This window comes from Ancylobacter polymorphus (genome assembly GCF_030813495.1).
Taxonomy (GTDB): domain Bacteria; phylum Pseudomonadota; class Alphaproteobacteria; order Rhizobiales; family Xanthobacteraceae; genus Ancylobacter; species Ancylobacter polymorphus.
Window position 1 is genome coordinate 388971 of sequence record NZ_JAUSUI010000006.1, and the last position, 13053, is coordinate 402023.

The 13053-nt window shown below is 68.2% G+C and carries 13 protein-coding genes and 2 tRNA genes; 9 read left to right on the top strand and 6 right to left on the bottom strand.

The genetic code is table 11. From position 1 onward, the window contains the following. The first annotated feature begins 205 nt into the window (after nt 1–205). A complete protein-coding gene (locus tag J2S75_RS16120) occupies nt 206–808 on the top strand; it encodes a L,D-transpeptidase (protein WP_244375225.1) in 603 nt (200 codons plus the stop codon). Between the two features lie 138 nt (nt 809–946). Here the strand turns inward: J2S75_RS16120 and J2S75_RS16125 are convergent, their stop codons facing one another. Together J2S75_RS16125 and J2S75_RS16130 are read right to left on the bottom strand one after the other, a co-directional pair. Next, nucleotides 947–2329, bottom strand: coding sequence for an aminotransferase (locus tag J2S75_RS16125; protein WP_307021191.1), 1383 nt, complete (start codon nt 2327–2329; stop codon nt 947–949). A gap of 90 nt (nt 2330–2419) precedes the next feature. Further along, nucleotides 2420–3778 carry an extensin family protein gene (locus J2S75_RS16130; RefSeq protein ID WP_307021193.1) on the bottom strand — a complete coding sequence of 453 codons (1359 nt, stop codon included), beginning with the start codon at nt 3776–3778 and terminating at the stop codon, nt 2420–2422. A 57-nt stretch (nt 3779–3835) separates the two neighbouring features. Between J2S75_RS16130 and J2S75_RS16135 the strand changes: the two genes are divergently transcribed. Further along, nucleotides 3836–4564 (top strand): HAD family hydrolase, encoded by a 729-nt coding sequence (locus tag J2S75_RS16135; protein ID WP_307021195.1) that lies wholly within the window; start codon nt 3836–3838, stop codon nt 4562–4564. Between the two features lie 22 nt (nt 4565–4586). Beyond that, nucleotides 4587–5372 (top strand): DUF1499 domain-containing protein, encoded by a 786-nt coding sequence (locus tag J2S75_RS16140; RefSeq protein ID WP_307021197.1) that lies wholly within the window; start codon nt 4587–4589, stop codon nt 5370–5372. Between the two features lie 12 nt (nt 5373–5384). On the opposite strand, the gene J2S75_RS16145 is transcribed toward J2S75_RS16140, so the two are convergent. Continuing rightward, a complete protein-coding gene (locus J2S75_RS16145) occupies nt 5385–6296 on the bottom strand; it encodes an MBL fold metallo-hydrolase (RefSeq protein ID WP_307021199.1) in 912 nt (303 codons plus the stop codon). 107 nt (nt 6297–6403) lie between these two features. Between J2S75_RS16145 and J2S75_RS16150 the strand changes: the two genes are divergently transcribed. Then, nucleotides 6404–7018: a carbonic anhydrase gene (locus tag J2S75_RS16150; protein WP_307021201.1), complete on the top strand. Its 615-nt coding sequence runs from the start codon at nt 6404–6406 to the stop codon at nt 7016–7018. 98 nt (nt 7019–7116) lie between these two features. Next, nucleotides 7117–7662, top strand: coding sequence for a YciE/YciF ferroxidase family protein (locus tag J2S75_RS16155; RefSeq protein WP_307021203.1), 546 nt, complete (start codon nt 7117–7119; stop codon nt 7660–7662). A 22-nt stretch (nt 7663–7684) separates the two neighbouring features. On the opposite strand, the gene J2S75_RS16160 is transcribed toward J2S75_RS16155, so the two are convergent. After that, complete coding sequence (locus J2S75_RS16160) at nt 7685–8581, bottom strand: amidoligase family protein (protein ID WP_307021205.1); 897 nt, start codon at nt 8579–8581, stop codon at nt 7685–7687. A gap of 432 nt (nt 8582–9013) precedes the next feature. On the opposite strand from J2S75_RS16160, the gene J2S75_RS16165 reads away from it, so the two are divergent. Further along, the gene (locus tag J2S75_RS16165; RefSeq protein WP_307021207.1) at nt 9014–9250 is read left to right on the top strand and encodes a hypothetical protein; all 237 of its coding nucleotides are present in this window, start codon (nt 9014–9016) and stop codon (nt 9248–9250) included. 90 nt (nt 9251–9340) lie between these two features. On the opposite strand, the gene J2S75_RS16170 is transcribed toward J2S75_RS16165, so the two are convergent. Then, nucleotides 9341–9417, bottom strand: a tRNA-Pro gene (locus tag J2S75_RS16170). A 175-nt stretch (nt 9418–9592) separates the two neighbouring features. Between J2S75_RS16170 and J2S75_RS16175 the strand changes: the two genes are divergently transcribed. From J2S75_RS16175 to J2S75_RS16185, 3 genes are all read left to right on the top strand, one after another. Next, a tRNA-Gln gene (locus J2S75_RS16175) sits at nt 9593–9667 on the top strand. Nucleotides 9668–9912: 245 nt separating this feature from the next. Further along, nucleotides 9913–10782, top strand: coding sequence for a prohibitin family protein (locus J2S75_RS16180; protein ID WP_307021209.1), 870 nt, complete (start codon nt 9913–9915; stop codon nt 10780–10782). Next, nucleotides 10779–10904 (top strand): hypothetical protein, encoded by a 126-nt coding sequence (locus J2S75_RS16185; RefSeq protein ID WP_307021210.1) that lies wholly within the window; start codon nt 10779–10781, stop codon nt 10902–10904. The genes J2S75_RS16180 and J2S75_RS16185 overlap by 4 nt, the downstream gene beginning before the upstream one ends. Nucleotides 10905–11224: 320 nt before the next feature. Here the strand turns inward: J2S75_RS16185 and J2S75_RS16190 are convergent, their stop codons facing one another. Next, nucleotides 11225–13024, bottom strand: coding sequence for an ABC transporter ATP-binding protein (locus J2S75_RS16190; protein WP_307021212.1), 1800 nt, complete (start codon nt 13022–13024; stop codon nt 11225–11227). Between the last annotated feature and the right edge of the window lie 29 nt (nt 13025–13053).

Consider the following 13053-nt stretch of genomic DNA (forward strand, 5'->3'; position numbering starts at 1 on the left):
GGAGATAAGGCCTCTTGGCGCTTAGCCGGCTTCATCCCGGCTTTTTCGACCTCTTCCAACGGAAGTGATGTTTTTTCGCAACAACTTATGGCGACGAACCGGTGGCAGTCATGTGGCCCCTTCAAGGCGGGTCCTACATGCGTTAATCGACGGACAGCGAGCGATTTGACGCGCATGGCGCGTGGCGGGATTCGGAGCTTTGGATATGGTTTTGCGCGGGGCGGCGGTGGTCCTGTTGGCGGTTCTTCTGGCGGCGTGCAGCAATGCGCAGCGCCAGCCGGCTCCCGAGGCGTCGCTGACGCCGCGGGACAAGAAGCTGCTGGCGGACGCACCCTATAAGAAGGTTCAGCCGCCGGAGATGTATCAGCGCGCGATCGTCGACTATGCCGGCACCGAGAAGCCCGGCACGATCGTCGTCGATACCGACAAGAAGTTCCTCTATCTCGTCGAGGACAATGGCAAGGCGATCCGCTACGGCGTGACCGTCGGCGAAGAAGGCCTCGCCTTCAAGGGCGAAGCCAAGGTGGGCCGCAAGGCCGAATGGCCGACCTGGACCCCCACTCCGGAAATCAAGCAGCGCCTCGCCGGCATTCCGAACTTCGTCGGCCCCGGCCCGCATAACCCGATGGGGGCCCGCGCCCTCTATCTCTACCAGGGCAACAAGGACACGCTGTTCCGTATCCACGGCACCAACCAGCCCGAATATATCGGCTGGGCCATTTCCTCGGGCTGCATCCGCATGCTCAATGAGGACGTGATCGACCTCTATACCCGCGTGCCGCAGGGCGCCAACGTCGTCGTTCTCTGACGATCACGCCGGGTTCAAATGAAAAGGGCGCTGCCGCTGGCAGCGCCCTTTTTGTTTGCCGGTGCTGCGCCTTGCGACCTCCTGAGCCTAGCGGCCCCAAGGTCAGGGGCCCCGGCGCTCGGCCGGAGCCCCGTCGCGTCAGGCCGCCAGCAGGTTCTCGCGCACGGCGTAGTCCAGCGTCTTGTCGAGCGCGCGGGTGAGGCGGTCGAACAATTCGTCGATCTCCGCCGGGGAGATGACCAGCGGCGGGCAGATGGTGACCGCGTCGCCGAACACGTTGCGCAGGATCAGCCCTTCCTGCTGACAGAAGGCCACGCATTTGGCCGCCATGCCCAGCTTGGGGTCGAACTGGCGCTTGGTCTTCTTGTCCGCCACCAGCTCCACAGCGCCCACCAGCCCCTTGCCGCGCGCCTCGCCCACCAGCGGGTGGTCTTCCAGCGCGGCGCGGCGAGCGTCGAACTGCGGGATCTTCGCCCGCACCCGTTCGAAGATGCTCTCGCGCTCGTAGATTTCCAGCGTCTTCACCGCCACGGCGGCGGCCACGGGGTGGCCGGAATAGGTGTAGCCATGGCCGAAGCTGCCGAGCTTGCTGCTCTCGGTGAGCATCGCCTCATACATCAGTTCGGGCACCATCACCGCGCCGATCGGCTGGTAGGCCGAGGACAGAGCCTTGGCGACGGAGATCGAGTCGGGCCGCATCTCCATCGCCTCGCTGCCAAAGGCGGTGCCGAGACGGCCGAAGCCGGTGATGACCTCGTCGCCGATGAAGAACACGTCGTACTTTTTCAGCACGGCCTGGATTTTCGGGTAGTAGGTCGCCGGCGGCACGATCACCCCGCCCGCGCCCATGACAGGCTCGGCGATGAAGGCGGCGACGGTCTCCGGTCCCTCGGCGATGATGAGGGCTTCGAGATCGGCGGCGAGGCGGGTGGCGAAGTCCGCCTCGCTCTCGCCGGGCTCGGCCAGACGATAGTGATGCGGCGCGGTGGTGTGCCGGATGCCGGCGATCGGCAGGTCGAAATCATTATGGTTGCCGGCGAGGCCGGTCAGCGAGGCGGCGGCGATGGTCACGCCGTGATAGCCGCGCATGCGGGCGATGATCTTCTTCTTCTTCGGCCGACCAAGCGCATTGTTCATGTACCAGACGAGCTTCATCTGGGTGTCGTTGGCCTCGGAGCCGGACGAGGTGAAGAACACCTTGGAGATCGGCACGGGCGCGATCTCCTTCAGCTTTTCCGCCAGTTCGATCGCGGGGTCGTGGCTCTTGCCGCCGAAAATATGGGTGAAGGGCAGCTTGCGCATCTGCGTCGCTGCCGCCTCGACCAGCTCTTCATTGCCGTAGCCGAGCGCCGTGCACCAGAGGCCGGCCATGCCTTCGAGATAGGGCTTGCCGTCGACATCGTGCACCCACACGCCCTTGCCTCGTTCCAGGATCAGCGGCCCGGTCTCGCGCACGGCGACAAGGTTGGTATAGGGATGGATCAGCGTCTCGACGTCGCGAGCCTGAAGATTGGTAAGCATGGCAGCTACTCCGCCGGCCGGGTGGAACCGACTCCACCCTAGAGCGGCGGCGGGCGCGCCGGAAGCGGGCCCTTGGTCGGAACCCCCGACCTATTGACTTGTGCCGGGGTTTTCGACTGCGTTGGAGGCCGGCGGCGCCTCCTCATCCGCCCCTTCCGTAGCGTCCGCCGCGGCGGGCGCGTCCGGCTTGCGCGGCGGGCTCGGCACCTTGGCCGTCGCTTCGGCCACAGCCCATTGGCACAGCACCGCGCCGCTGCGCCGCTCGGCCCGATCCACGTGCAGATGCTGCTCGTGATAGCCGTCCGAGCCGGGCCCGAGGATGGTTGTGAAGTCGGCGCAGGCGCTGGCCTTGATCAATTCCTGGAAGGCGACGGGCATGGCCGCGTCGCTACTGCCGGGTACCGGGGCGCCGATGACGAAACGCCGCCCGTCCTTCAGCACATAGCCCCGCGTGTCCATCGCATTGCCGCGCCCGTGCTCGCTGGTGCGGGCGCCGACAACGCGGTTGCGCGGGCGGCATTGCTGCGAGCCGGCGACGAGCACTTTGTCGAGCGGCGCGCCGAGCGTCGCCACCGCCGGTTCGATTCCCTCGCGGACCCAGCGCGCCACGGCGGCGGCCATTTCGCAGCGCAGGGTCGCCGCTGGTTCCAGCGTCACCAGCCGCCCGTCCTTCATGCGGATGGCCGATAGCGAGACGCCCCGGTCGACGGTGCAGGCGGTGTTGGTGGCGGTCACCGCTACGGGCGTGAACACGCCGAGTGATTCGTTGGAGAGTTCCGGGCAGATGGTGGGCTCGGGCGTGCCGGCTGGCGGCTCGGGGGCGGCCGCCGGCGCGGCTGGCGCCGGCGGCGGCAGAGCGGCAAGGCGCGGCTCGGGAGACGGCGGGGGCAGGGGAACGGGAGCCGTCCCTAGGGCCGCCTCGTCGGTCGCCGCCTTCTCCACAGGCGGCTCGGGAGCGGCGGGTGGGGGGGCTGGGGTGGGCGGTGCCGCCGGCTCGGGTGTCGCCGCCGCTGTTTCGGCGGCGGCGGCGGATTCCGCCGGTGCGGCGCCCCGGCCGGGGCGGGGATCGCGCGGGGGTAGGGCGGGTGCCACCGCCACCGGGGTCACGGGCTCGGCGTCGTCAGACGGTACTCTCGTTTTCTTGCTCGTGTCGCCCTCGGCGGGCGTCGCCGACGGCTCGGCGGCGATGTCCTGCGGGCGCGGCGGCGGCAGGGGAATGGCCGCCGCCTTGGCCCGCGTCGCGTTGCGCGAGCGCGCCGGCCGGTCCGGCGCCACGCCGAGCCAGTCGCCCAACTGGCGATTGACCGCCGTGCCGGCCTCGTCAATCGAGCGCTTGAGCTCCCGCACGGGCTCGGCAGCAAGCGGCGCGGCGCCGGAAGCCAGCAGCGCGAGCCCGGCAATGCCGGACAGGGCGCTGCGGTGGGCGGATGGGAGCCGGGGAAAATCCATGCTATCAGGCCTCCATTGCCGGCTTGCCTGCCCGGACGAACTGGATTGCGACAGACTGTGAACGCTCCTCGCGCCATTCTGTTCGACAAGGATGGTACTCTTGTCGACTTCGACCACACCTGGGGACCTGCCGCCGGTGCGGTGATGCGGCGTCTGGCCGGCGACGAGGGCCCGACGCTGGCACGGCTGTTTGACGCCAGCCATTATGTCGCCGAGGAGCGGCGCTTCCTGCAGACCTCGCCGCTCATCGCCGGGTCCTCACGCCAATATGGGCCGCTCTGGGCCGACATCCTGGCGCGGGCAGCCGATGCCGCCTTCTATGAACAGGTCGATCATCTGTTCTGCGAGGAAGGCGCGCGCTACCTCACCCCCATCGGCCGGCCGGCCGAAACACTGGCGCGGCTGCACGCGGTGGGGCTGCCGCTCGGCATCGCCACCAATGACGCGGAGCCGAATGCGCGGCTGCAGGCCGACCGGCTCGGCCTCTCGCCCTATCTCAGCGCGGTGTATGGGCATGATTCGGGTTATGGCTCGAAGCCGAACCCCGGCATGATCGATGCCTTCGCCGCGCTCACCGGCCTGCCGGCGTCCGCCATCGCGCTGGTCGGCGACACCCGGCACGATCTTGAAACCGCGCGGGCGGCGGGGGCGATGGCGATCCTTGTGCGCTGCGGACCCGCGCCGGTGGACGACTTCGCGCATGAGGCCGATCTCGTGGTGGATTCGGTGGAGGAACTGGCCGCGCTGATCCTCGGTGCGGACGCTGGCCAGCCGGCGGTGGCCTGAGACGGGCGGGGGAGGGGCAGCAATGATCCGCCGGAGGCTCTACATCGAGGAACGCATGTCGCGGCTCGCCGTATGGAGCCTGCGCACCGCCATCTTCGCCTTTCCCGTCACCTTCATCGGCGCCGCGCTGTTCGCCACCGAGACGCTGGATTTCCGCAGCGCGCTCTACACCGTGCTGGCCGGCGTCGCGGTGGCGGTGCTAGCGTTGATGCTGGCCCTGGCGGGCTTCGTGGTGATCTGGAATGACGGGCTGAAAGGGCTGTGGCGGGTGATCGGAGCGGCGGCGCTGGCGCTGGTGCTCATCATGCCGACGGCGACGCTCGCCGCGCTCGGCATGGGCGTACGCAACTTGCCCGACGTGACCACCGATACGGAAGACCCGCCATCCTTCGTCACCCTTGGCGCGGTTCGCTCGCGCACCGCCAACAGCCTCGCCTATCCCGGCGACCGTCTGGCGGCGCTGCAGCTCGACCTGTATCCCGGCATCAAGCCGATGAGCTTCGAGGCGCCGCCGGACGAGATCTTCCGCGGCCTGCTGGCGCTGGTGAAGCGGCACAAATGGCTGGTGGTCGAGGCGGTGCCGCCGCGTGACGGGCGCGACGGGCGGCTGGAAGCGGTGGCGCGCAGCCTGCCCTTTGGCCTGCGCGACGATCTCGTCATCCGCGTTCGCCCCATCGCCACGGGCACGCGGGTGGATATCCGCTCCACCGCGCGCAGCGGCGATGCCGATTTCGGTTCCAATGCAAGGCGCATTTCCCAGCTCTTCGCCGAACTGGCCGACCAGCAGGGCCGCCCGCTGCGCCGCTGACGCCTTGGCGGCTCAGGGCAGGCGGTAGAGGCCGGCGAGCACGGCGGGGCCGTCGGTGAGCACGTCGCCGCGCTCCACCAGATCTTCGAGATGCGCCAGGGTGGAGAGCCCGGCCGCGCCGGCGAGGCGGGGGTCGAGGCCGAAATAGATCGCCCGTACAATGTCCGGTATCCTGCGCGGGCCCCGCTCCAGCGCCCGCATTATCGCGGTTTCGCGCGCCAGCCGGTGGCGCAGGAAGCGCTCGACGAAGGCCGGCCCCTGGGTAATCACACCACCATGGCCGGGGAAATAGAGCGTCTCCGGCCGCTGCCCGAGCCGGCGCAGCGACTGCATATAGTCGTTCATCGACCCGTCCGGCGGCGCCACCACCGTGGTCGACCAGCCCATCACATGATCGCCGACGAAGATCGCCCCGGCTTCTTCCAGCACGAAGGCCATGTGATTGGCGGTGTGGCCGGGCGTCGCCAGTGCCGCGAGCGTCCAGCCGGCGCCCTCCACCCGGGCGCCGTCGGCCAGCGCGACATCGGGGAGAAAGCCACGGTCGCCGGCGGAATCGAGCGTGTTGACTTCCTGAGCGTGCAGCGGCCGGGCGGCGCGGTGGGGGCCCTCGCCGTAGGTCGGGGCGCCGGTTGCCGCCTTCAGAGCCGCCAGCGCGCCGCTATGGTCGCGATGGGTGTGGGTGAGAAAGAGATGCGTCACCGTCTCCGCCTCCACCGCCGCCAGCACGGCAGCGATATGCGAGGCGTCGTCCGGGCCGGGGTCGATGATCGCCACCTCGCCGCGCCCGACGATATAGGTGCAGGTGCCGGTGAAGGTGAAAGGCCCGGGATTGGGTGCGAGCACCCGGCGCACGCCCGGCGCCACCTCCTCCACGACCCCCGGCACGGCGGTGAAGCGCCGCTCGAAGGGAATGTCATCCGCCATCAAGGCCTCCGGCTTGCGCGTTCGTGCGGTCCGGGCATGGCGTTTGCACGCCAGCGCCGGCACGTCTATTCAGCTACTGCGCGGACTGCCTATCGCAAGGGTGAGGGATGGACAAACTGCTCGACGGCTATCACCGCTTCCGTGCCACCGGCTGGCCGGAGCGCAAGGCGCTTTTTGAACGGCTGGCGGCTCTGGGGCAGAAGCCGCAGACCCTCGTCATCGCCTGTTCCGACAGCCGCGTCGACCCGTCCATGATCTTCGACGCCGGGCCGGGCGAGTTGTTCGTCGTGCGCAACGTCGCCAATCTGGTGCCGGCCTATTCGACGCCGGACCACCAGCACCATGGCACCAGCGCCGCCATCGAATTCGCCGTGCGCGTGCTTGAGGTGCGGGAGATCGTCGTGCTCGGCCATGCGCTGTGCGGCGGCGCCGGCGCGTTGATCGACGGTGCTCCTCCCCAGGCGCAGGACTTCCTGCCGGATTGGATTCGCATCGGCGCGCCGGCGCGCGACATCGCTCTCAATCTCAGCGACGATCCGGCCGAGCGGCGCACCATTGTCGAGTATCAGTGCGTCAAGCTGTCCCTGCGTAATCTCGCGACCTTCCCCTGGGTGCGGGAGCGGCTCGAGGATGGCCGGCTGGCTCTGCAAGGCGCTTATTTCGCCGTCGCCACCGGCGTCCTGGAGCGGCTGGGTCCGGACGGCACCTTCGCCCCCGCCTGATACTTTCGGTTGAGACGCCCGGAACTTCCACTTCGTACCCGCGTTTGGCGCTCGACCGGCGATGCTGGTCCATCAGCCAAAAGGCGGGAGGACGTGCCGTGGGACTGCTCTCAAAAGATATCAGGTCGCTTGACGACCTTCTGATCCAGGGGCTCGGCGAGCTTCTCTACACCGAGCGCCGGATCGCCAAGACGCTCGCGGCGCTGGCCGGCAAGGTTTCCGATCCGGCGCTGCGCCGCGATCTCGAAGACGGCCTTGCCGCGAGTAACGGCAATATTGTGCAGATCGAGGAAGTCTGCCGCCGCCGCGACTGCCGCCCGCATGTCGCGGAATCCCCGGCGATCGACGGCATCTTCATCAGCGCGGAAGAGCTGGCCGGCGAGATTGACGACGACCATGTGCTCGACATCGCCATCGCCGGCGCGGTGCAGGCCGCTGCGGCCTATACCGCCGCGCGCTATGCCGGCCTCATCACCAGCCTCGTGGGCGTCGGCCGGACGGATTGCTGCCGCCTGCTGCAGGCAGGGCTGGTCCATCACCAGCGCGTCGCCGACATGCTGCGCCTGCTCGCCGAGAAGCGCCTCAATCCCCGCGCGCTGAGCCGTGGCGGGCGCGGGCCGATACCGGTGGCGATTGCCAGCTGAACGGAACAGAGCTGCCGCCAGCCTATCGAAGGGCCTGCCGGCACGCCTCGGCGAGCCGGCTGGGGTTAGCGGCCAGCGCCTCCACCGCCACCCAGCGATTCCAGTCGGCCGCCAGGCTCCAGCCCGGCCGGCCGACATAGGCGAGAGGCAGCCGGTAATGCAGCACGGCGCGCGGCTTCACCTTGCCGCTGATGCGATCCCCGATGGCCGGGAACAGCTCCAGGAACAGCGGCAGCAGATCGAGCGAGCGCTTGCGCGTCGGATTGGCCGCGACATAGTCGGCGCAAAGCGTGGCGAGGTCGGGCCGGTAGTCGGCTGAAATGACCCGCCTGACATAGTCAGCGGGGTAGGGCGGTGGCGCGTGGAAGCGCATCAGCCGGCTCGTCAGTGTCGCTTGGCGCAAGGCCGGTTCGCTCACCAGATAGGCCTGTAGCAGCCGCAGCAGCGTCCCGGCATCCGTGGCTTCCGGCATGACGTTGAAATGCAGGCCGAGCGAATCGGTGAATATCACCCCTTCGCCCCCCGCTCCCGCCGCGTGCAGCGCCTGAACCACACCATCCAATTCGCTGAGCCTCTCCACCGGCAATGGCCCGGTGATGAGTTCGCGCGGCACGAGCGGGCTCACCACCGCGCCGAGCCAGAGCGAGAGTGGCCCCAGTCGCCGGCCCGGGCCCTCGCGTCCGGGATGGACATGGCGCATATCGAGTTCGATGCCGAGGTTGCCGAGCCGTGAACCCGTGAGCCGAAAGGCGTGTGGGTCCTCCTTCTCCACCGTGCCCCCGATGAGGGCGCTGAGGCACTGCGCGGCGCCGCGCTCCGATAAGCGTGTGAATTCGATCTCGACGCCGACCAGCCGTGCGCGGCGGTCACGGGTCAGCGGCGCGGGCAGGGGCTGAAAGGGCGGGCGTGGCGCGCTCACGCGCGGCACCGGGGCAGTTGGCTCATCAGCCGCATATGGGGAAGAACCGCGCCGTGTCCAGACGCTGCGGTGCTGCGTCCGAGGGGAGCCGCTCCGCGTCAGCTCCGGCGGACAGAAAACACCTTACGACATGTTAGGACCGCGCAAGCCCTGCGGCCCACCTTGGGGAAAGGGGCGACGTGCGGCCTCTTGGCCTCTTTGCTTCGCCGCGCCGCTTCCCATCGCCCGCATCAGAAAACCAGCCCATTCGTGCGCGCTTGACCCGCGTGGCCAAAGCGTTCACGAGGGCGGAAGGGGCGCGGGTGGTGAGGCGGCAGGGGCCTTGATGACCCCTTCTGGATGTCGCGACCGGCGAGCAGGCTGTAGGTGCGCCAGTGGGGGGCGCTCCGCCTGATCTGCCAGCGTCCGCTTGGCTGCGAGGAGTCCCGCCAAATGTCCACCACCTATTATGTCGTGCTGTCCTTCGTCGCCAACGAGGAAGGCGACCTCATCCCCGAAGAGCCGCGCGAGGCGCAGAGCCGGGGGCAGGCGGAAGCCATGGCACGCGCGCTCAAGGGCCAGAAGGCGGGCGTGGTCGCTTTTTCACGGACGGGGGACCCGAACCTCGGGGATTTCCAGCCGGCGGTCGAGATCGTGCGTTACGGCCACGTACCGGACGACCTTGAATAACGGCTTAGGTCTGTCGGCGCCCTTGTGAGCGCATCTCTCAGGGCCCTGGTGCGCCCATGTCCCAAGACATTGATAAGTCTTGGGACCGCGTGGTCGGAGTGGCAGGATTTGAACCTGCGACCCCCTCGTCCCGAACGAGGTGCGCTACCAGGCTGCGCTACACTCCGCCGCGGCGCGCAGCCTGTAACATGGCAATGAGCCGCCCGGCAAGGGCCCCACCACCACTTGCGCAGCGAGCAGTGGATAAGCCTGTTGTGGCCGGCGGATGCGTCGAGGTTGAAAGCCGCGTCAAGCTGTGGCTATGTCCGCCCCCACGGAACGCGCCGATAGCGGTGCGACCATTGGGGCGTCGCCAAGCGGTAAGGCAGGGGATTTTGATTCCCCCATGCGGAGGTTCGAATCCTCCCGCCCCAGCCAAAAATCTGTTTAAAATCAAGGCGCTGCATTCTCGGCGCGGTCGACATTCACGATCAGCACGCTCGCCGATCCCGGTTCCCCCACCATGTTCCGCCGAGCCGAAGCCGCCGACGCACTCTGCATCGCTATGCCGATCTAGGTCTAACGATGGCGGCCCTTACCTTCATTGGCGCCCGCGTGGTAGCCCTGCTGATCGCCCGTGGTCTTACGTCATGGTTCGACCCCAAGCGTAAAGGAGAAACCGAATGACCCGCGTCGTCTCCCTCGTCACAGGCGGCATCGCGCTCTTGATCGGCCTCACCGTGTTGCTGGGCGGTTGGTACACGATCGATCAGCGCGAGCGCGGCGTCATCCTGCGCCACGGCGCCTTTATCGGCGAGGCCGCGCCGGGCCTGCATTTCAAGCTGCCACTGGTGGACAGCATCGTTACGGTGCCGCTCGAAACACAGGTCATCAAGTACGAGCAGCTGCCCGCCTATTCGCGGGACCAACAGCCCGCCGAAATCGATCTGTCGGTCATCTATCGAGTGCCATCGACCGAGGTGGCGGATCTCTACAGCCGCTTCGGCGACACCCAGCGTGTTGCGGATCGCATCATCACCCCCAAGGTAAAGGAGCAGGTCAAGAACGTCTTCGGCCGCTACAACGCCGTGACCGCCATTCAGGAGCGAACCCGTCTGAATGCCGACATAGCGGCGGCCGTGCACGAGGGCATCCGCTCGCTCGACGCGCCCGTGACCATTGAGGCCGTCCAGATCGAAAACATCGATTTCAGCGACGCCTACGAGAAGTCTATCGAGCAGCGCATGCTCGCCGAAGTCGAGGTTCAGAAGCTCCGCCAGAATGCCGAGCGCGAGAAGGTGCAGGCCGAGATCGTCGTGACGCAGGCTCACGCCTCCGCCGACGCCGTTCGTGCCGCCGCCCAGGCGGAAGCTGACGCCATACGCCTTCGTGGCGAGGCCGAAGCGCTCGCCATCCGCGCCAAGGGCGAGGCCGTGCGCGACAACCCCCACCTTGTGCCGCTCACCACAGCGGAGAAGTGGGACGGAAAGCTGCCGGCCACCATGCCGCCTGGCTCAACGGTGCCCTTCCTGTCTCTTCAGGCCCAGCCATGAGCGAGACGCGCAAGCGTAACAACCCGCTTTATCGGGCCGCCGGGCCACAGGCGCATCCGGCGAACCCGGAGTTTCGTCTGCCGTCGATTGACGAAGTTGCTTTCCAGGACGCCGAGCCGTGAAAAGCGCCTCTATCTCGCCGGCTCCGAAGTCTTCCGGCCCGACGCTGTCGCCGATGGCGTGCGGTTGAACGGCCCTCGCCTAGGCCGCTGGCGCGGAAAGCACTCCGCTCGGCCTTCGGTGTCCCGCCAAGCCGACGCTGGCTCGTGGAACTCAGACGGCGCATAGCGGCGCTGACCCTAAAGGCTACTCCGCGAAATCGGAGCAGGCTCCAGCTGGAAAGCAGGAGGCCTGCCACCCGCGTCCCCGCCGGCCCTTCTGTTCGCCTGCGAAATGGCGCCAGTCGGGGCCGGCGGGGCATGGTTATTCCGCCAACTGCCGCTCATCCCGCCTGCGTTTCCGCGATCTGGGCCATTCCGTCCGATTGCCGTTCGAAAAGGCGGCGGTAGCGACCGCCCTGACGCGCCAGCAGATCGCCATGCCGTCCATCCTCAAGAATCCGGCCATGCTCGAAGACGAGGATGCGGTCCATGGCCCGCACCGTGGAAAGCCGGTGCGCGATGACGATGGCGGTGCGCCCCTGCATCAGCCGCTCCATCGCCTGCTGGATCGCGGCTTCCGATTCCGAATCGAGGCTGGAGGTCGCCTCGTCCAGAATGAGGATCGGGGCGTCGGCCAGGAAGGCGCGGGCGATCGCCACGCGCTGGCGCTCGCCGCCGGAGAGCTTCACGCCGCGTTCGCCGACGAGCGTGCGATAGCCCTTCGGCAGCCGCTCGATGAAGTCGTGGGCATTGGCGAGCCGCGCTGCATGCTCGATCTCCGCGGCGCTGGCACCGGGTCTGGCATAGGCGATGTTCTCCGCCAGCGTGCGGTGGAACAGGATCGGCTCCTGCTGCACGATGGCGATCTGCTGGCGCAGCGAGGCCTGGGCCACCTCCCGTACATCATGGCCGTCGATCATCACCCGGCCGCCGCTGACATCGTAGAGCCGCTGCAGCAGCTTGACGAAGGTGGTCTTGCCCGAGCCGGACGGCCCGACGAGGCCAACGCGCTGCCCGGCCGGGATCACCACATCCAGCCCGTCGAACAGCGGCGCGGCATGGCGGCCATAATGAAAGGTAACGTGCTCGAAGCGCACCTCGCCACCGCGCACCGCCAGAGGCTTCGCGGCGTCGCGGTCGGCGACCCCGGCGGTGAGGGCGTGCAGATCGACCATCTCCTCCATGTCGTTCACCGCCCGCTGGAGATTGTGCACATGCTGGCCGATCTCGCGGAGATAGCCGTGCAGTACGAAATAGGTGGTGAGCACATAGGTGACGTCTCCCGGCGTGGCGCGGCCCTGCCACCACAGCCAGAGCGCCGTGGCGGTGACGGTGGTGCGCACCAGCCAGAGCAGCGCGAACTCGCCGCTGGCGCTCCAGGTCGACAGCATCCAGGTGCGCCACACCCGCCGCCGCCAGCGCGTGACCACGGCGCCGAGGCGTTCATCCTCGCGCGCCTCGGCTCCGAAGGCCTTCACCACCTGGTTGGCGCCGAGCGTGTCGGAGAGGATGCCGCCGATGCGGGTGTCCCAGGCATTGGAGAGCCGCGCAGCCGGCGCGACGACGCGGGTCGCCAGCAGGACGGTGAGCGCGCCATAGGCCAGCGCGCCCGCCGCCATCACCAGCCCCATCACTGGCCAGTGCAGCATCAGCAGCAGCACCGTGCCAGCCAGCACCACCACGGAAGGTAGCAGCGAGAGCAGAAGCACGTCGTTGATGACGTCGAGCGCCCACATGCCGCGGGTGATCTTGCGCACTGTGGAGCCGGCGAAGCTATTGGCGTGCCAGTCGCTGGAGAAGCGCTGCACGCGGTGGAAAGCCTCGCGCACCACATCCGACATGATGCCCAGCGTCAGCGGCACCACGCCCCACCAGGCGAGATGGCGCAGCAGCACCATCACGAGGCCGAGCCCCGCCATCATGACAAAGGCCTGCAGCGCGGCGGGCGCCTCGCTCTTGCCGGCGGTCAGGGCGTCGATCAGCCGCCCGGCATAGAGCGGCACGAACACCTCGGTCAGCGTCGCCACAACGATGGCCGCGCCGATGCCGGCTGCCATCGGCCATCGGCGCGCCCAGTGGCGGAAGGTGAAGGCAAGCACGTTGCGCAGCGCGTCGCTGCCGCGTTCAATCGGAAATGACATGGGACGTGCAGGCGCGAAAGACGCGCCTC

Bases quoted from the DNA above. Each gene is read 5' to 3' on its own strand.
- J2S75_RS16150 (WP_307021201.1), top strand. From the start codon at position 6,404: ATGGACAAACTGCTCGACGGCTATCACCGCTTCCGTGCCACCGGCTGG.
- J2S75_RS16180 (WP_307021209.1), top strand. From the start codon at position 9,913: ATGACCCGCGTCGTCTCCCTCGTCACAGGCGGCATCGCGCTCTTGATC.
- J2S75_RS16130 (WP_307021193.1), bottom strand. From the start codon at position 3,778: ATGGATTTTCCCCGGCTCCCATCCGCCCACCGCAGCGCCCTGTCCGGC.
- J2S75_RS16120 (WP_244375225.1), top strand. From the start codon at position 206: ATGGTTTTGCGCGGGGCGGCGGTGGTCCTGTTGGCGGTTCTTCTGGCG.
- J2S75_RS16125 (WP_307021191.1), bottom strand. From the start codon at position 2,329: ATGCTTACCAATCTTCAGGCTCGCGACGTCGAGACGCTGATCCATCCC.
- J2S75_RS16145 (WP_307021199.1), bottom strand. From the start codon at position 6,296: ATGGCGGATGACATTCCCTTCGAGCGGCGCTTCACCGCCGTGCCGGGG.
- J2S75_RS16165 (WP_307021207.1), top strand. From the start codon at position 9,014: ATGTCCACCACCTATTATGTCGTGCTGTCCTTCGTCGCCAACGAGGAA.
- J2S75_RS16140 (WP_307021197.1), top strand. From the start codon at position 4,587: ATGATCCGCCGGAGGCTCTACATCGAGGAACGCATGTCGCGGCTCGCC.
- J2S75_RS16190 (WP_307021212.1), bottom strand. From the start codon at position 13,024: ATGTCATTTCCGATTGAACGCGGCAGCGACGCGCTGCGCAACGTGCTT.
- J2S75_RS16185 (WP_307021210.1), top strand. From the start codon at position 10,779: ATGAGCGAGACGCGCAAGCGTAACAACCCGCTTTATCGGGCCGCCGGG.